This is a genomic window from Tenacibaculum bernardetii (assembly GCF_029125915.1).
Lineage (GTDB): Bacteria > Bacteroidota > Bacteroidia > Flavobacteriales > Flavobacteriaceae > Polaribacter > Polaribacter bernardetii.
In genome coordinates this window covers 83,979-101,104 of sequence record NZ_JAQJCU010000009.1, presented here as the reverse complement: position 1 = coordinate 101,104, position 17,126 = coordinate 83,979, and the positions used below count along the sequence as shown (strand labels likewise).

15 protein-coding genes are annotated in these 17,126 nt (G+C 30.9%); 8 read left to right on the top strand and 7 right to left on the bottom strand.

From position 1 onward, the window contains the following. The first annotated feature begins 21 nt into the window (after positions 1 to 21). The 3 genes from P2G10_RS09270 to P2G10_RS09260 all read left to right on the top strand — a co-directional run bounded on the left by P2G10_RS09270 (position 22) and on the right by P2G10_RS09260 (position 5,085). Positions 22 to 513 carry a DUF6702 family protein gene (locus P2G10_RS09270; RefSeq protein WP_275316249.1) on the top strand — a complete coding sequence of 164 codons (492 nt, stop codon included), beginning with the start codon at positions 22 to 24 and terminating at the stop codon, positions 511 to 513. Positions 514 to 578: 65 nt separating this feature from the next. Next, positions 579 to 2,699, top strand: a complete 2,121-nt coding sequence (locus P2G10_RS09265; RefSeq protein ID WP_275316247.1) for a M1 family metallopeptidase — start codon at positions 579 to 581, stop codon at positions 2,697 to 2,699. A 157-nt stretch (positions 2,700 to 2,856) separates the two neighbouring features. Continuing rightward, positions 2,857 to 5,085 (top strand): M1 family metallopeptidase, encoded by a 2,229-nt coding sequence (locus P2G10_RS09260; RefSeq protein ID WP_275316245.1) that lies wholly within the window; start codon positions 2,857 to 2,859, stop codon positions 5,083 to 5,085. Positions 5,086 to 5,155: 70 nt separating this feature from the next. On the opposite strand, the gene P2G10_RS09255 is transcribed toward P2G10_RS09260, so the two are convergent. Then, positions 5,156 to 5,590, bottom strand: coding sequence for a protein kinase family protein (locus P2G10_RS09255; protein WP_275316244.1), 435 nt, complete (start codon positions 5,588 to 5,590; stop codon positions 5,156 to 5,158). 150 nt (positions 5,591 to 5,740) lie between these two features. Here P2G10_RS09255 and P2G10_RS09250 point away from each other — a divergent pair, with 150 nt between their 5' ends. Both P2G10_RS09250 and P2G10_RS09245 read left to right on the top strand, forming a co-directional pair. Next, positions 5,741 to 6,952 carry a peroxiredoxin family protein gene (locus tag P2G10_RS09250; RefSeq protein WP_275316243.1) on the top strand — a complete coding sequence of 404 codons (1,212 nt, stop codon included), beginning with the start codon at positions 5,741 to 5,743 and terminating at the stop codon, positions 6,950 to 6,952. Between the two features lie 71 nt (positions 6,953 to 7,023). Further along, the gene (locus tag P2G10_RS09245; protein ID WP_275316241.1) at positions 7,024 to 7,641 is read left to right on the top strand and encodes an HPP family protein; all 618 of its coding nucleotides are present in this window, start codon (positions 7,024 to 7,026) and stop codon (positions 7,639 to 7,641) included. Positions 7,642 to 7,663: 22 nt separating this feature from the next. On the opposite strand, the gene P2G10_RS09240 is transcribed toward P2G10_RS09245, so the two are convergent. Further along, positions 7,664 to 10,192 carry a DEAD/DEAH box helicase gene (locus P2G10_RS09240; protein WP_275316240.1) on the bottom strand — a complete coding sequence of 843 codons (2,529 nt, stop codon included), beginning with the start codon at positions 10,190 to 10,192 and terminating at the stop codon, positions 7,664 to 7,666. 61 nt (positions 10,193 to 10,253) lie between these two features. On the opposite strand from P2G10_RS09240, the gene P2G10_RS09235 reads away from it, so the two are divergent. Together P2G10_RS09235 and P2G10_RS09230 are read left to right on the top strand one after the other, a co-directional pair. Next, on the top strand, positions 10,254 to 11,465 hold the full coding sequence (locus tag P2G10_RS09235) for an RsmB/NOP family class I SAM-dependent RNA methyltransferase (RefSeq protein ID WP_218772356.1): 1,212 nt from the start codon (positions 10,254 to 10,256) through the stop codon (positions 11,463 to 11,465). 303 nt (positions 11,466 to 11,768) lie between these two features. After that, positions 11,769 to 12,203: a hypothetical protein gene (locus P2G10_RS09230; protein ID WP_275316239.1), complete on the top strand. Its 435-nt coding sequence runs from the start codon at positions 11,769 to 11,771 to the stop codon at positions 12,201 to 12,203. Between the two features lie 40 nt (positions 12,204 to 12,243). Here P2G10_RS09230 and P2G10_RS09225 read toward each other — a convergent pair whose 3' ends face one another. The 4 genes from P2G10_RS09225 to P2G10_RS09210 are packed head-to-tail and all read right to left on the bottom strand — an operon-like array spanning position 12,244 to position 14,883. Then, the gene (locus tag P2G10_RS09225) at positions 12,244 to 12,705 is read right to left on the bottom strand and encodes a MaoC family dehydratase (RefSeq protein WP_275316238.1); all 462 of its coding nucleotides are present in this window, start codon (positions 12,703 to 12,705) and stop codon (positions 12,244 to 12,246) included. Positions 12,706 to 12,719: 14 nt separating this feature from the next. Next, positions 12,720 to 13,340, bottom strand: a complete 621-nt coding sequence (locus P2G10_RS09220; RefSeq protein WP_275316236.1) for a trimeric intracellular cation channel family protein — start codon at positions 13,338 to 13,340, stop codon at positions 12,720 to 12,722. After that, a complete protein-coding gene (locus P2G10_RS09215; RefSeq protein WP_218772352.1) occupies positions 13,341 to 14,459 on the bottom strand; it encodes a DEAD/DEAH box helicase in 1,119 nt (372 codons plus the stop codon). A gap of 34 nt (positions 14,460 to 14,493) precedes the next feature. Further along, positions 14,494 to 14,883: an acyl-CoA thioesterase gene (locus tag P2G10_RS09210; protein WP_275316235.1), complete on the bottom strand. Its 390-nt coding sequence runs from the start codon at positions 14,881 to 14,883 to the stop codon at positions 14,494 to 14,496. 101 nt (positions 14,884 to 14,984) lie between these two features. On the opposite strand from P2G10_RS09210, the gene P2G10_RS09205 reads away from it, so the two are divergent. After that, complete coding sequence (locus P2G10_RS09205) at positions 14,985 to 16,322, top strand: MATE family efflux transporter (protein ID WP_275316234.1); 1,338 nt, start codon at positions 14,985 to 14,987, stop codon at positions 16,320 to 16,322. On the opposite strand, the gene P2G10_RS09200 is transcribed toward P2G10_RS09205, so the two are convergent. After that, positions 16,314 to 16,985, bottom strand: a complete 672-nt coding sequence (locus P2G10_RS09200) for a DUF2461 domain-containing protein (RefSeq protein WP_275316233.1) — start codon at positions 16,983 to 16,985, stop codon at positions 16,314 to 16,316. The genes P2G10_RS09205 and P2G10_RS09200 overlap by 9 nt on opposite strands. Positions 16,986 to 17,126: the final 141 nt, after the last annotated feature.

Genomic DNA, 17,126 nt, shown 5'->3' with positions numbered 1-17,126 from the left:
ATAATTGGTCTTTAAAAAGTTATGAAAAAAATATTTATACTATTATTTATCCTTCCACTATTCTCTTTTAGTGTTCACAAATACTATATTTCTTTAACAGAAATTGAATACAAAGAAAAAACACAATCTGTTCAAATGATTATGAATGTTTTTATTGATGATATAGAAAATGCCATTAATAAAGACTACAACGTAGATTTACAATTAACTACAAAAGATGAGTTTAAAAAAGTTGATGAACTTTTCTTTAATTATTTACAAAAACATTTTAGAGTTAAAATAAACGACACTAATGTAACCTATCGTTTTATCGGTAAAGAATACGATGGTGATATTGTTTATTTTTATTTAGAAATTGAAAACATTACCAATATAAAAGCCATCGAAATACAAAACGATGTATTAATAAATCATTTTCCTGAACAGCAAAACTTAATTAAAACTTCCATCAAAAAAGTTCGAAAAAGTTTATTTTTAGATAAAAAAAATGATAAAGGTTTGTTAAAATTTTAACATTCTTTAACAATACCAATTACTAATTATTACTTTTAAAAACTATTAAATAATTTACATATAGAATGAAAAAAAATATTTTATTCGTTTTCTCTATTTTTTTTGCCATAGCAACTGTTTTTGCTCAGCAAATTACTAAAGAAGGACATACGAATCAAAACAAATTCAGACAATTAAAACAAGAATTACCAACACCAAATAGTCAACGTACGGCTTCAGGAGCTCCTGGAATAAAATACACACAACAAAAAGTTGATTATACAATGAATATCGTATTGAATGACGATAAACAAAGTATTACAGGTAACGAAACAATTACCTACCATAATAATTCTACAGATGAATTAACTTATTTATGGGTGCAGTTAGATCAAAATATGCGTGCAGCAGATTCTAAAACTCCAGATATTGCTCCAACTAAAATTCGTAAAAAATTGCCTAAACGTTTTTATGACAGAGCTTTTCCTGAAAAGCCTTTTGATGGTGGATTCAAAATTACAAATGTTACCAACGTAGACGGAACAAAATTATCACACACCATTAACCAAACAATGATGCGTATTAATTTACCCCAACCATTAGCTTCTGGCGATACATTTAAGTTTAATATTAACTGGTGGTACAACATCAACAACCACAGAACTCAAGGTGGTAGATCTGGTTACGAACATTTTCCTGAAGACAATAATAACAATTATGTAATTGCACAATTTTATCCAAGATTATGTGTATATGATAATATTGAAGGTTGGCAAAATGATCAGTTTTGGGGAAGAAGTGAATTTGCTTTAGAATTTGGAGATTTTAATGTAAATATTACTGTTCCTGCAGATCATATGTTAGGTGCAACAGGAGTATTACAAAATAAAAAAGAAGTTTTTTCTAAAACGGAATTAAAGAGAATTGAAACAGCTAGAAAAACTTTCGACAAGCCTGTTATTATTAGAACTCAAGAAGAAGCTGAAAAAATTGAGCAAGGACGTTCTAAAAAAACAAAAACTTGGAAATTTAAAGCTACCAATGTAAGAGATTATGCTTTTGCAACTTCAAGAAAGTTTATTTACGATGCAATGGCTGTTGATATTAACGGTAAAACAGTAATGGCAGAATCTTTATACTCTAAAGAAGCAAATCCGTTATACGGAGATCATTCTACAAGAGCTGTAGCACAAACGTTAAAAACATATTCTAGGTATACATTTGATTATCCATATCACAAAGCAATTTCTGTTGACGGACAAATGGGAATGGAATATCCACAGATTTGTTTCAATCCAGGAAGACCAGATCTTGCTGATGGAGGATATTCTGACAGAATAAAATACAGAATGATAAAAGTAACGATTCATGAAGTTGGACATAACTTTTTTCCGATGATTGTAAACTCTGATGAACGCCAATGGACATGGATGGATGAAGGTTTAAATTCTTACATGGAAATGTTAGCAGAATTAGATTACGACAAAGACTTTCCTATCACAAGAGGTTATCCTAAGAATATTGTAAAATATATGAGCGGAGATCAAGCCAGAATTGCACCAATTATGTCTAAAGGAGATAATGTGTACAGCTTTGGTAACAATGCTTACGGTAAACCTGCAACTGCCTTATGGATTTTAAGAGAAACCATTATGGGTAAAGAATTATTTGATCATGCATTTGCAACCTATTCTAAAAGATGGAAATTTAAACACCCTACTCCTGCCGACTTCTTTAGATCTATGGAAGATGCTTCGGCAATGGATTTAGACTGGTTCTGGAGAGGATGGTTTTACTCTACAGATGTAACTGATATTGGCGTAAAAGATGTAAAGAAATTCTATACAACTACAAATGAAGATGATTCTGTTAATTTTACTGAAGACACTTCTAACGGTTTAAGTTTTTCTAAAAAACAAAGTAAATATCATTACGAAATTACTTATAACAAACCAGGTGGTTTAGTAATGCCTATTATTGTTGAGTTTACTTATAAAGATGGAACAAAAGAAAAGAAAACATATCCTGCACAAATTTGGAGATATAATGATAAAGAAGTAACAAAAGTATTTTCTTCATCAAAAGAAATACAAAATATTACAATCGATCCTGATTTAGAAACTGCAGATGTAGATACATCTAACAACAGTTGGCCTAAAAAAACAGCAACTAAATTCGATAAATTTAAGAATAAAGTTAAAGGTTAAAAAACCATATTTAAAGTTAAAAGCGGTACAATTATCTTGTACCGCTTTTTTTTGTACCTAAATTGTATAAAGGTTTGTTAAAATTTTAACAAACACCGTTTTCTACTTCTCAAAATTTAGTAACTTCCCGCATATTTTTAACTAAATCAAACAAAAAATGAGAAAATACGCTGGGCTATTACTTTCAGCTCTTTTTGTTTCTGCATCAATATTTGCACAAGAAACTCCTAAAAAAGAGCCTCAAAAAGGGCATACCGATCAAAACAAATTCCGTCAACTAAAAGACGTATTAGCAACTCCAAACGATCAGAGAACTGCTTCCGGAGCGCCTGGACACCAATACACACAACAAAAAGTTGATTATGTAATGGACATTCGTTTAGACGAACAAAATGATAGAATTTATGGTAACGAAACAATTACATACCATAACAACTCTAAAGATGCTTTAGAGTATTTATGGGTGCAGTTAGACCAAAATATGCGTGCACCAGATTCTAAAACTCCGTTGGCACAATCTAAAGGAGCTAGTGGTTTTCAAACACCAAAGCAGTTTGTAAGTACTAATATGGATGAAGCTAAAGATTTTGGTTACAAAATTGAAGCGGTTAAGTATGAAGACGGTAGAGATTTACCTCATACAATTAATCGTACGATGATGCGTATTAATTTACCAACGCCTTTGGCTTCTGGTGAAGTATTTAAATTTAAAATTAAGTGGAACTATTTAATCAACGATATTAATGCAGACGGAGGTCGTTCTGGATTAGAAACATTTCCTGATGGAAATAAAAACTATACAATTGCACAGTTTTTTCCACGTTTAGCAGTTTATGATAACGTAGAAGGATGGCAGAACATGCAGTTTTGGGGTCGTTCTGAATTTGCTTTAGAATTTGGAGATTACGATGTTAAAATTACAGTTCCTGCAGATCATATTATGGAAGCTACTGGTGAGTTACAAAACGAAAAAGATGTTTTAACTAAAGAACAACGTAACCGTTTAGAAAAAGCTAGAAAATCGTTTGCAAACCCTGTAATGATTGTTACACAAGCTGAAGCTGAAGAAACAGAAAAAGGTCGTGCTACAAAAACAAAAACTTGGCACTATAAAGCAAACAGTGTACGTGATTATGCTTTTGCTTCTTCAAGAAAATATATTTGGGACGCTATGGCAACCAATATTAATGGTAAAACAGTAATGGCTACTTCTTTATATCCTAAAGAAGGAAATCCTTTATGGGAAGAACACTCTACAAGAGCCGTTGCTACAACACTTATCGAATATTCTAAATTAACATTCGATTACCCTTATTCTAAAGCTGTTTCTGTACACTCAGAAAGACAAGGTATGGAATATCCTATGATTTGTTTCAACTTTGGTAGACCAAATCCTGATGGAACTTATTCTGACAGAACTAAAAAAGGAATGATTGGTGTTATTGTTCACGAAGTTGGACATAACTTTTTTCCAATGATTGTAAACTCAGACGAACGTCAGTGGACTTGGATGGATGAAGGTTTAAATTCTTTTGTTGAAATTTTAGCTGAAGACGTATATGACCCTGTATTATTTGCTTCAAACCCAGCAAAAGATATTACAAGATATATGGGCGGAGATCAAAGTAATATCTCTCCTATTATGTCTCAAGGAGATTATGTAAAACAATTCGGACCAAATGCATACTCTAAGCCAGCTGCTGGTTTATATATGTTACGTAAAACTATTATGGGACCAGAATTATTTGACTACGCTTTTAGAACTTACTCTAAAAGATGGATGTTTAAACACCCAACTCCTGCTGATTTCTTTAGAACAATGGAAGATGCATCTGGAATGGATTTAGACTGGTTCTGGAGAGGATGGTTTTATACAACTGACTATACTGATATAGGAATTAAAGAAGTTAAACCAATGTATTTAACTGATAAACCAAATGAAAGAACAGCTGGTTTAATTAAAAAATACCCACAGTATTTTAACAATTTAGGTGAATTAATGTTTTTAACAACTAATAAAGAAGATGCTAATTCTTCAGTTTTAGAAAAGCATTTAAATACTTTATCTAGCGATGAAAAAGCTAAGTTAAAAGAAGTTCCTAAGTTTATGTATCAAGTTGAATTTGAAAAGCCAGGAGGTTTAGCAATGCCAATTATAGTTGAATTAACATATGCTGATGGAACTAAAAAGCGTGAAACTTTTCCTGCACAAATTTGGATGAACGATGACGCAAAAGTATATAGAGTATTTTCTTCTGCTAAAGAAGTTACAAATATTACTGTAGATCCTGATTTTGAAACTGCAGATGTTGATACATCTAACAATAGCTGGCCAAAGAAAACAGCTAACAAGTTTGATAAATTTAAAAATAAAGTAAAAAAATAACATTTACTTTCGTTTATATATCAAAAAAACCCGCTATGATAGCGGGTTTTTTATATACATTCAATATTCGTTATTTTTTAAATAACTTGTTAATCTCATCTAATGTTAACAATCTAGATTCTGTTAAAACATCTGGCTCTCTACTAACATATTGTTCTATTTGAAGTTTAATTATACCCTCATGTCGTTCGTACTTTAAATAAACAACATCTCCATTTGCTTTTATTTGATATTTACTTCCTGCAGCCTCTTCAAAACCTCTAACCATTATTGCGTGTAATTTATCAGCATCATTATCTACATTTTTAAACGTAAATGAAACATACTCGTTTATAGGGTTATTTATATTTTTATAAAATAAATTATATGCTTCATCACCTAACTTCTCTAGGTAAACAAATTCAACCCTACCTACAATTTCTACTCTTGCGGTTTCTATAAATTCAATTTGAGAATACGATGCAACAGAAACAAAGAGTGTTGCTAAAAAAAATAGTTTTTTCATAAATATTAGAGTTTAAAGTTTGATATAAATATATTTGATTATAATTAAACAAAATAACGTTTTATTAAATAAAAAATTATATTCTTTTTTTGAAATATTCCCCTTCATTAAAAAAAAGAAAGTTAAATGCTTTTTTACATGACTATTAAAATGAAAATACTTGCCTTTGCTACTATACTTTTATGTCTTTCTTCTTGTAAAAAACAAGATAACTTATTAGAATTAACAACTTATAGAGCAAGCTTAAAAATACAAGATAATCAAGAAATTCCGTTTCAATTTAAAGTTAAATCTAATAATTTAATTGAAATATATAACGCAGATGAAGTTATTATTGTAGATGAAATCACCTATAAAAATGATTCTATTTATATACAAACTCCAGTTTTTGAAGGTTATATTGTTGCCAAAATTTCTGACGACAAGTCATTAAAAGGTTATTTTGTAAAACCCTCTTTAAATAGGTCTGTTTTATTTAATGCCACAACCAAAAACACATCAAGATTTAAAACAACTAAAAAAGCATTATATAATATTACAGGAAACTGGCAAACAGTTTTTAGTCCTAATAAAAAAGAAGACCGTTATATTGCAAAAGGTATATTTACTCAAGATAAAAATAAAGTCGTTGGTACTTTTAGAACAACTACTGGTGATTATCGTTATTTAGAAGGTATAATAAATGGTGATTCCTTAAAATTATCTACTTTTGATGGTGCGCATGCTTTCTTATTTACTGCCAAAGTAACTGACTCCACGCTAACTGGTTTTTTTTACTCTGGAAACCACTGGAAAGAACCATTTATAGCTAAATTAAATGAAAATTATGAATTACCAAATGAGAATACTCTTACTACTTTGAACAAAGATTACGATAGTTTCAATTTCTCTTTCCCTGATGAGTCTGGTAAATTGGTTTCTTATTCTGATGAACTTTTTAAAAACAAGGTTAGTGTAGTACAAATTATGGGTACTTGGTGTCCTAACTGTTTAGATGAAACGAAGTATTATGTAGATTATTTAAAAAAGAATTCAAACACAGCTATACAATTCGTAGCACTCGCCTTCGAAATAGATAAAACTCCTGAAAAAGCCTTTGAAAAGATTAATCGATTAAAAACCCGATTAAAAATAACCTACCCTATTTTATTAGCCCAATACAAAGATGTTAATAAAAAAGAGGCTGCTGAAAAATTGCCAATGTTAAACCATATACTTTCTTACCCAACAACTGTTTTTATTGATAAAAAAGGTAAAGTACGTAAAATACATACAGGTTTTAACGGACCAGCTACCGGACAAAAATACATTGATTTTAAAAATGAATTTAAGAGCTTTATAGACACTTTAGTAAAAGAATAAACCTTAGATAACAATGCTATTATTTAATATAAGTTCCAGTTGTTTAACGTATCAAAAATAATTTTAAAATAGTGACTAAAAAAAGTAAAATATTAGGTCAAAAAATAAAGAGAAATGCAAGGATTTCAAAATATATCATTTATAAAGAAACATTAATTGACTTTAAAGAGCAATTTTGGTCTTTTATCGGTGCTTTTTTTGGAATCGGATTAATAGCCTTTATTCAAGCTTCTTATTTACCTCGACTAGAAAATATTCTTTTAATAGGATCTTTTGGAGCTGCTAGTGTGCTTATTTTTGGCGCTATACAAAGTCCGCTTGCGCAACCACGTAATTTTATTGGTGGCCAAATAATTTCTGCTTTCATTGGTGTAACCGTATTTAAATTTTGCCCTGATATAATATGGATTACAGCTCCACTTGCCGTTGCGAGTTCTATTGTAATTATGCAGATTACAAAAACCTTACATCCGCCTGGCGGCGCAACAGCTCTTATTGCTGTTATTGGTACAGAAAAAATAAAGAGCTTGGGGTATTTTTATGTTTTTTCTCCAGTATTAACAGGTACTTTAATATTATTTATCACCGCACTTGTTTTTAATAACATGACAAAACACCGACAATACCCAACAAATAGTAGATTAACAAGAGTATTTAAAAGTAAAAAACTTTCTAAAAATCAGAAATAAAATATCTTGAACATGAAAACGGCTAACTAATATTACTCCAAAGTCCGTTTTTTTTCTGTATTTGACTATATACTTTTAATAAACTAGCATTTTTAGGCTTAGAGATAGTTGCATCTTCCTCTAAAACACGACTAGCTGTTTGTCGTGCTTTGTGCAAAATAGCGCCGTCTTTTACAACGTCTGCAATTTTAAGGTTTAAGACGCCACTTTGTTGCGTACCCATAATATTGCCAGGACCACGGAGTTTTAAATCTACCTCTGCAATTTTAAACCCATCAGTAGTTTCAACCATAGTTTGCAAACGAGTTTTACTATCAGAAGATAATTTAAAACTCGATAATAAAATACAATAACTTTGTTCTGCACCACGCCCTACTCTACCTCGTAACTGGTGTAACTGACTCAACCCAAAACGTTCGGCGCTTTCAATAACCATTACCGATGCATTCGGTACATTTACTCCAACTTCAATTACTGTAGTTGCTACCATTATTTGAGTTTCGCCTTTTACAAAACGATTCATTTCGTATTCTTTATCCGCAGGCTTCATTTGCCCATGCACAATACTAATTTGATATTTTGGAGACGGGAAATCACGAACAATACTCTCGTAACCATCCATTAAATCTTTATAATCCATCGCTTCAGACTCTTGAATTAACGGATACACTACATATGCTTGACGTCCTTTATTTATTTCGTCCTTTAAAAACTTAAAAACACTTAAACGGTTACTGTCATAACGATGTACTGTTTTAATTTCTTTACGACCAGGAGGCAATTCATCAATTACCGAAATATCTAAATCTCCATAAACCGACATTGCCAATGTTCTCGGAATTGGTGTTGCGGTCATTACCAAAACATGCGGTGGCACAGATTTATCAACTCTTACCGAAGGAAGATTTTTTAAACTAGTTTCTAGCTTTGATATAACACTTTCTAAATCTTCTGTAATTTCTTTTTCGCTTAATCGAATAATTTGATACCCAAATTCATTTAAAATTGTGGTTCTTAAGTTAGCAGCTTCTATCTGTTCGGGTGTAACATGGTATTTCCCATCAACCTCTACAATTAACTTCTTCTCTAAACAGATAAAATCGACCATAAACTCATCAATAATATAATATCTTCTGAATTTAAAAGTGTTTTTTTTAGTGCTTAAAACTTCCCATAAAGCTCTTTCTTCTTTGGTTGTTTTATTTTTACGCTTTAACGCAATCTCTTTTAATAATTTATATTCCGAAGGATGTGTTTCTAGATATTTTTCACGAACTGCTTTTCCTTTTTCTTCAGAAATTGCAGTTATCGGGTTTTTCTCCCATAATTTAGAACGTTGTGCTACTCCAAAACGATGTTGTTCATCAATAATTGAAATACCTAAATTCTTAAACTGTACTTTATCTTCTAAAATGGCATGCGTTCCTATTAAAATATGCACAGATCCGTTTTCTAAACCAGTGTGAATTTCACGACGTTTTTTTATTTTACTAGATCCTGTAAGTAATTCAACTTTTATCGTTGTTCCTTCTAATAGCTCTACGATTCCGTGATAATGTTGGGTTGCCAAAATTTCGGTCGGCGCCATTATTGTTGCTTGGTAACCGTTATCAATTGCAATTAACATGGTTAATAAAGCTACAATTGTTTTACCAGAACCAACATCACCTTGCAATAAACGATTCATGTGCGCACCAGAACCAATGTCTTTTCTTATTTCTTTTAAAACTCTTTTCTGAGCATTGGTTAATTCAAAAGGTAAATTATTTTTATAAAAATTAGTAAATTCCTCTCCTACTTTCTCAAAAACATAGCCTTTAATTTTTGATTTACGGATGAGTTTTTTTTGCAGTAACTGTAATTGAATAAAAAATAATTCTTCAAATTTTAAGCGATATTGAGCTTTTGCTAATAATTCTTGACTTTTAGGAAAGTGGATATTTAACAAAGAATCTTTTTTTCCTAACAACTGATTTTCATCAATTAAATAGGTTGGTAGCGATTCTTCTATTTGCCCGAATACTTGCTGAAATAAATTCTGAATAAAACCTCTTAAAACTTTATTACTAATTCCTTTATTACTTAATTTTTCTGTGGATGGATATACAGGCTGCATAGACGTTTGCAACTTACTTTTATACTCTTTTACCGTTTCCATTTCTGGATGCGGCATGTTTGCAACATTATTATACCAATTTAATTTTCCGTAAATTACATACGGAACATCCGTTTTTAAACTATCCTTTATCCATTTTGCGCCTTTAAACCAAACTAAATCTATCGAACCCGTAGCGTCAGAAAATGTTGCCACTAACCTACTTCCTCTTTTTTGCTTAACTTCTTTAACACTCGTAATCTTACCAACCACCTGAACCTCAGCAGTATTTTGCGACAATTCTTTTATAGTATAAAACTGAGTTTTATCAATATAGCGAAACGGAAAAAGGTACAGTAAGTCATTGCACGTTCTTACACCTAACTCGGTATACAACAATTCTGCTCGGGCTACACTAACGCCTTTTATGTATGTTACAGGATGATTTAAATTCATTAAATACGAAAATACAAAAAGACATTAAAATCAACTATCTTTGCACTCTTAAATTCACCAAATGAGATTACATAGAAATTTAGTTTACGCAGTGATTGATAGTTTACGTGACGTTTTTAACGACGACGTATATGCAGATAAAGCTGTTGAAAAGGCATTGAAAAGAGATAAAAGATGGGGAGCACGAGATAGAAAATTTGTTGCTGAAACTATTTATGATATTGTACGTTGGAAACGTTTATACGGTGAAATCGCCGATGTAAAAACTCCATATTCTAGACCCGACTTATGGCGTTTACTAGTGGTTTGGTGTGTATTAAGAGGTATTAAATTACCAGATTGGAACCAAATTGAAGAAACTCCAACTAGAAGAATTAAAGGTCGTTTTGATGAGCTTTCAAAAACTAGAAAATACAGAGAATCTATTCCTGATTGGATTGATGAATTAGGTGTTAAAGAATTAGGTGAAGATATTTGGACAAAAGAAATTGCAGCTTTAAATAAACGAGCTGATGTTATTTTACGTACAAATACTTTAAACGTAACTAAAGAACACTTACAAAACGATTTAAAACAAGAAGGTATTGAAACCGAATTTATTGATGGTTGTGATGATGCTTTACGTTTAGTAGAACGTGCTAATGTTTTTAAAACAGAAGCTTTTCATAAAGGTTTCTTTGAGGTACAAGATGCTTCTTCTCAATTAGTAGCTGCTTATTTAGATGTTGAACCAGGTATGAAAGTAATTGATACTTGTGCCGGTGCCGGTGGTAAAACATTACATTTAGCTGCTTTAATGAAAAACAAAGGTCAAATTGTTGCCATGGATATTTACGAAAGTAAATTGAAAAAATTAAAAGTTAGAGCGCGTAGAAATGGTATTAGTAATATCGATTTAAAAGTAATTGATTCTACCAAAGTAATTAAAAAACTATATGGTAAAGCTGATAGAGTTTTAATTGATGCTCCTTGTTCTGGTTTAGGTGTTTTGCGTAGAAATCCTGATAGTAAATGGAAATTACAACCTGAATTTATTGACAACATTAAAGAAATTCAGCAAGATGTTTTACAACGATATTCTCGAATGGTAAAACCTGGTGGTAAATTAGTGTACGCTACTTGTTCTGTATTACCTTCTGAAAATCAAGATCAAGTAAAAATATTTTTAGCTTCTGAAGATGGTAAAGATTTTTCACTTGTAAAAGATAATAAAGTACTGGCTCATAAATTTGGTTTCGACGGATTTTACATGGCGCAATTAGTTAGAAAATAATATTTCAACATCGTTTCTATTTTATTTTAGAATGATGTTTTTCATAAAATTCAAAAGGCTCATGATTTTTAAATCACGAGCCTTTTTCAATCAACTATTAAAAACTAACGTAATACAAAACGAATAGTTATGTAATTACACTTATATGACGGTACAGTTCTTATATCGTTACACCAAAACTTTACTTTAACACTTTTTTAAGATTACTTATTTTTGCTTAAAGCAACACTCGCCACTTTTATAAATTTTCATATACGTTCGTTTATACTTATTTTAGAGGCAACTAACTAAATTTTTAAACTTATGACAAATTCAAAAAAACCAAATACCTTATTTTGGGTTATTGGTGTAATTTCATTATTATGGAACGCAATGGGTGTCAATCAATACCTACAGCAAGCTTATAATACCGCTACTTTTAAAGCAATGTATCCTGATGAAAAAGTATTAGAAATGGCGCAAAACACTCCATCTTGGGTTATGGCTGCTTTTGCTCTTGCTGTTTTTGGTGGTTTTCTTGGAAGTGTATTTTTATTACTACGTAAAAAAATCGCAAAACCTATATTCTTAATTTCTCTAATAGCTATTGTTATACAAATGTCATACAACGTATTTATGAGTGGCGCTATAGAAGTATATGGTGTTGGTGTTTTAATAATGCCTTTTATGGTTATCGGATTTGCCTTTTTTATACTGTGGCACACTAAAAAATGTGAAACCAAAGGTTGGCTTTCTTAATGTTTATAAAAAATTAAAGCTGTCTTTAAAAACAGCTTTTTTATTCTATTAAGACAAAAATAAATTCAGCCACACAAGCTGGTTTCTCTTGTCCTTTTATTTCTATTAAGCAATTGAACGTTAATTTTTTTCCATTAGGAAAATCTTCAATTTGTTTTAAAGTACTTATCAATCGTAATTGACTATTTACTGGGACAGAATTCGGAAAACGGACTCTATTTAATCCGTAATTCAAGCCCATTTTAACGCTTTTTATTTCTATTAAATCTGATATTAACTCCGACAGCATGGCAACAGACATAAATCCGTGAGCCATCGTAGTTCCTGTAGGAGAATGTTTAGCTGCTTTTTCTTCATCAACATGAATCCATTGTTTATCTAAAGTAGCATTAGCAAAATCATTAATCATTTTTTGGGTAACCGTAAACCAAGTTCCTACTGGCAATTTTTTTCCTTCTAAACTATGTAATGCTGCTAAATTTTCAAAAACCAATTTACTCATATCAATATTATTATTTACTTACCATAAACATCGTCTTTTACTTTTGGCAACTCTAATTCATATTTTACAGCAATAGTTCTTATTACAAAAATTACAATTGCTGGTATTATAAAATGAAGATCTTCATTTATATTAAAATTGCCCAAAATAAGATATACCACACCGCCTGCTAAACAAGCGGAAGCATATATTTCTTTTTTAAAAATTAACGGTACTTTTCGGGTAAGCACATCTCTTATTACTCCTCCAAAAACGGCAGAAACCATTCCCATAACCAATGCTATAAAGGGGTGTAAATCGTATGCTAATCCTTTCTCTAATCCTAATAATGTAAACACACTTATACCAATAGTATCGAATAGAAACATGGTTTTTCTTAGCGGTGCAATTTTACTTCTAAATAAAAATGTAATAGCTACAGCTATTAAAATTGTCCAGATATAATTAATATCACCAATCCAATTTATTGGATGTGCATTAATTAAAACATCTCGCATCATACCACCTCCTACTGCGGTAACAAAAGCAATGATAATAACTCCGAATAAATCAAAGTTTTTTTTCATTGCAACTAGTGAACCACTTATGGCAAAAGCAAATGTCCCTGCAATATCAAGAGCGTAAATAATATCCACTTATATCTTTATTTCAGAAATTCGTATTTGTAAAGTTCTTTCTACCTCTTTTATATTATTTCTTTCATTGTTAAGAATTAAGACTAAAGAAACTCCTTTTTTACCTGCTCTTGCAGTTCTACCACTTCTGTGTGTGTAATATTCAATTTGTTCTGGTAATTGATGGTGCACAACAAATCCTAAATTATGTACATCAATCCCTCTTGCGGCAACATCTGTTGATACTAAAATTTGAAGATTCTCATTTTTAAAAGCACGCATTACTTTTTCACGATCTCTTTGTTGCATATCACCTTCTAAAGCTTCTACAGAAAAACCTTCTTCTTTTAACTCTTTCGTTAATTTTTGAGCTCCTGCTTTTGTTCTAGCAAAAATAATTCCCCTTTCAGCATTTCTTTTTTCTAAAAACTTAACAATTACATCTACTTTTTCTGGAATTGTAGTTTGCACAAACTGATGCGTTATGTTTGCGTTTACCAATGAGTTTTTATTCACTTCAACCTGTTTTGCTGAAGCATCCATATATTTTTTAATAATATTTCTTATTTCATCTGGCATTGTTGCCGAGAACAACCATGTTTTTCTTGTACCTGAAGTATATTTTAAAATACGGTTTATATCTAATTTAAACCCCATACTCAGCATTTCATCAGCTTCATCAAGCACTAAGGTGTTAATATCTTTTAAATCAACTTCACCTCTTTCTATCAAATCAATTAAACGACCTGGAGTTGCTACTACTACATGTGTCGTTCTTTTTAAATTATTAATCTGACGGTCAATTTTTTCTCCACCATAAACAGCTTCTATAAAAATCTTATCATCTACATATTTTGTAAACTTAAATAATTGTTTTTTTATTTGCTGAACCAACTCTCTTGTAGGCGATAATATTAACGCCTGAATTGTGTCTTTTGATGTATCTATCTTATGTAAAGCAGGCAAACCATAGGCAGCAGTTTTACCTGTACCTGTTTGAGCCAACCCAATAAAATCAGCATCGTTTTGTAATAAATAAGGTATTGCTTGTTCTTGTACTTCAGTAGGTGTTGTTATTCCTAACTCCTTTAATCCCTGAACATATTCTTTTCGTATTCCTAATGCTGTAAATGTTGTCATTCTCTTTATTTATAAATGCAAAGATATTGCTTTATTATTTCCCTAAAAGTAAGTTTGTTATTTCTTTAGTGACTCTTTTTGGCTTTTGTGTTTTTGCGTCTAACAGACAAAATGTAGTTTGCGACTTCACTAAAAGAGTTACTCCTCTTCGCATTTCGAAATGACGAACAGATTTTATTCCTGCTGTTTCACCAACCCACGTTTTAACGGTAATTTCATCTCCTAAAGCACCTTGTTGTTTGTAATCTATTTCATGGCGAATTACAAACCAAACATAATCTGGTTTTGGTATATCTTTTATTAACAGCGTCCAATGATCTGCAGATACTTCTTGCATCCACTTTACATACACCACATTATTAACATGATTATACTCATCTATTTCATTTGCAGTAGCAATGTATTTTTTTTCATGAAAATTCATTTCACAAAACTACGCCAATGATGTTAATTATTACTTAAATATACCCTCGATTTTATATCTATATCATTTTATTGCTGATCTTCGAAGATTGAAAACTAAGTATGAATAAAACTACAAGTAATTTTGGTACCGAAAAGATTAGTAAACTTCTTTTAAAGCAAGCAATACCTGCTTCTATAGGAATTTTAGTAATGTCATTAAACATGATTGTCGACACTATTTTCGTTGGTCGTTGGATTAGTGTTATGGCAATTGCAGCAATTACGGTTGTTTTACCAATCGCTTTTTTAATTTCATCTATCGGAATGGGAATTGGTATTGGTGGTAGTTCTATTATTTCAAGAGCTTTAGGTAAAGGTGACACCTCAAAAGCTTTTAAAGTATTCGGAAATCAAATTAGTTTAACTGTTTTCTTATCTGTATTATTTGTAGCCATAGGAATCTTTTTTGGCTTTCCTCTTTTACAGTTATTTGGGGCTAAAGGAGAAATATTAACTCCTGCTACCGATTATTTTAATGTTATTCTTTGGGGAGTACCTTTTTTAGCTTTTGCAATGATGGGAAATCCTGTGGTAAGAGCCGTTGGAAAACCTAATTATGCCATGCTTACTTTAATTTTCCCAGCTGTTATTAATATTCTTTTAGACGTTATTTTTATAAAGTTCATGAATTTAGGAATGTATGGTGCCGGGTTAGCAACTTCATTCTCATACGCTGTAAGTGGATTATTTATATTATGGTTCTTCTTATCTAAAAATACTGAGTTAAAAATTATTCCAAAATTTTTTATTATTGATTTCTCTATTTTAAAAGAAATTATTGCCCTGGGCGGAATTACCATTATTAGACAAGGAACCATTAGTCTTTTAATAATTATTTTAAATTATACCTTATTTAAATATGGTGGAGAAATATCAATTGCAGTATATGGAATAATCAACCGAGTAATGCTATTTTCTCTCTTTCCTGTATTAGGAGTAACGCAAGGTTTTTTGCCTATTGCAGGGTTTAATTATGGTGCAAACAATACTACAAGAGTTAAAGAGTCTATAAAAATTGCGATAACTTTTGGTTCGGCAATAGCTACACTAATTTTCATAGTAATAATGATTTTTCCTACCGAACTCGTAAGCCTTTTTACTGATGATGATAAATTGATTAACCTTACTTCTAATGCTTTAATTATAACATTTTTGGCTACCCCTGTAATTACAATTCAACTCATAGGTTCGGCTTATTTTCAAGCAGCAGGAAAAGCTTTACCTGCTTTATTGTTAACATTATTAAAACAAGGTTTTTTCTTAATTCCGTTAGTATATATTCTACCTAAATTTTTTGGTATAAATGGTGTTTGGATGTCTTTTCCAATTGCTGATATATTAGCTACATTGGTTACTTACTTATATTTAAACAGAGAAATTAAACGCAGTTTAAATTAAGCTTTCTCCGTTTAAATTTGTAGTTAACACATCGCTCATTAAGTTAAAAAACGGACGTAAAGCTTTAAAAGAAATATTTACTTCGGATAAAAAATCTTTAGATAATACCTCTTTATCTGTAAAATTACGAACTGCAATAAATCCTTTTTTTCGTAGTAAGTCGATATCAGGATGGTTTTTATCGAATCCTCTTGGTGCAGATTTTAGTTCAGCACCATCAAAACTAGCTCCAAAGTTCTTTACAAATTCTGGATCTTTTAAAATGTCTCTAAAATCAGCAGCATCCATTTCTATTTCTTTTCGTATACGTAATAAATCTTCTTTATTAGGTTCCCAAAATCCGCCAGCTAAAAAACTTTCTCCCGGACGAATACGTAAGTAATAACCTCCACGTAAATGTTTTCCTTTTCTAGAAAAAGAACCTGCAAAATGAGGTTTATAAGGTGTTTTATCTTTCGAAAAACGAACATCTCGATATATTCTGAAGAGCTTAAACTTGTCTATTTCGTCGTGTTTTTCTATATCTTCTCTTATGTGTGCGTAAAAATCTTTTGCATGATCTTGTATTTCTTTAAAAGCATCTTTTTGAGCTGCAAACCAATCGCGATTGTTATTTTCTTTTAAATCTTTTAAAAATTGAAGCGTTGATTTTTCTAATTGCATACATGTTATTTTTTTACAATTTGAAAGGTACAAAAAAACGCTGTAGAAAAAATCGACAGCGTTTATATATTTTGTTCTTTTGCGTTAGGGATTGAACGGTTTGTTTGAGCTCTTTTTTATTGTCAATTCGAGTGAATTTGC

Coding starts and splice junctions, on each gene's coding strand:
- P2G10_RS09270 (WP_275316249.1), top strand. CDS start 22: ATGAAAAAAATATTTATACTATTATTTATCCTTCCACTATTCTCTTTT.
- P2G10_RS09260 (WP_275316245.1), top strand. CDS start 2,857: ATGAGAAAATACGCTGGGCTATTACTTTCAGCTCTTTTTGTTTCTGCA.
- P2G10_RS09200 (WP_275316233.1), bottom strand. CDS start 16,985: ATGCAATTAGAAAAATCAACGCTTCAATTTTTAAAAGATTTAAAAGAA.
- P2G10_RS09255 (WP_275316244.1), bottom strand. CDS start 5,590: ATGAAAAAACTATTTTTTTTAGCAACACTCTTTGTTTCTGTTGCATCG.
- P2G10_RS09265 (WP_275316247.1), top strand. CDS start 579: ATGAAAAAAAATATTTTATTCGTTTTCTCTATTTTTTTTGCCATAGCA.
- P2G10_RS09215 (WP_218772352.1), bottom strand. CDS start 14,459: ATGACAACATTTACAGCATTAGGAATACGAAAAGAATATGTTCAGGGA.
- P2G10_RS09230 (WP_275316239.1), top strand. CDS start 11,769: ATGACAAATTCAAAAAAACCAAATACCTTATTTTGGGTTATTGGTGTA.
- P2G10_RS09210 (WP_275316235.1), bottom strand. CDS start 14,883: ATGAATTTTCATGAAAAAAAATACATTGCTACTGCAAATGAAATAGAT.
- P2G10_RS09205 (WP_275316234.1), top strand. CDS start 14,985: ATGAATAAAACTACAAGTAATTTTGGTACCGAAAAGATTAGTAAACTT.
- P2G10_RS09225 (WP_275316238.1), bottom strand. CDS start 12,705: ATGAGTAAATTGGTTTTTGAAAATTTAGCAGCATTACATAGTTTAGAA.
- P2G10_RS09250 (WP_275316243.1), top strand. CDS start 5,741: ATGAAAATACTTGCCTTTGCTACTATACTTTTATGTCTTTCTTCTTGT.
- P2G10_RS09235 (WP_218772356.1), top strand. CDS start 10,254: ATGAGATTACATAGAAATTTAGTTTACGCAGTGATTGATAGTTTACGT.
- P2G10_RS09240 (WP_275316240.1), bottom strand. CDS start 10,192: ATGAATTTAAATCATCCTGTAACATACATAAAAGGCGTTAGTGTAGCC.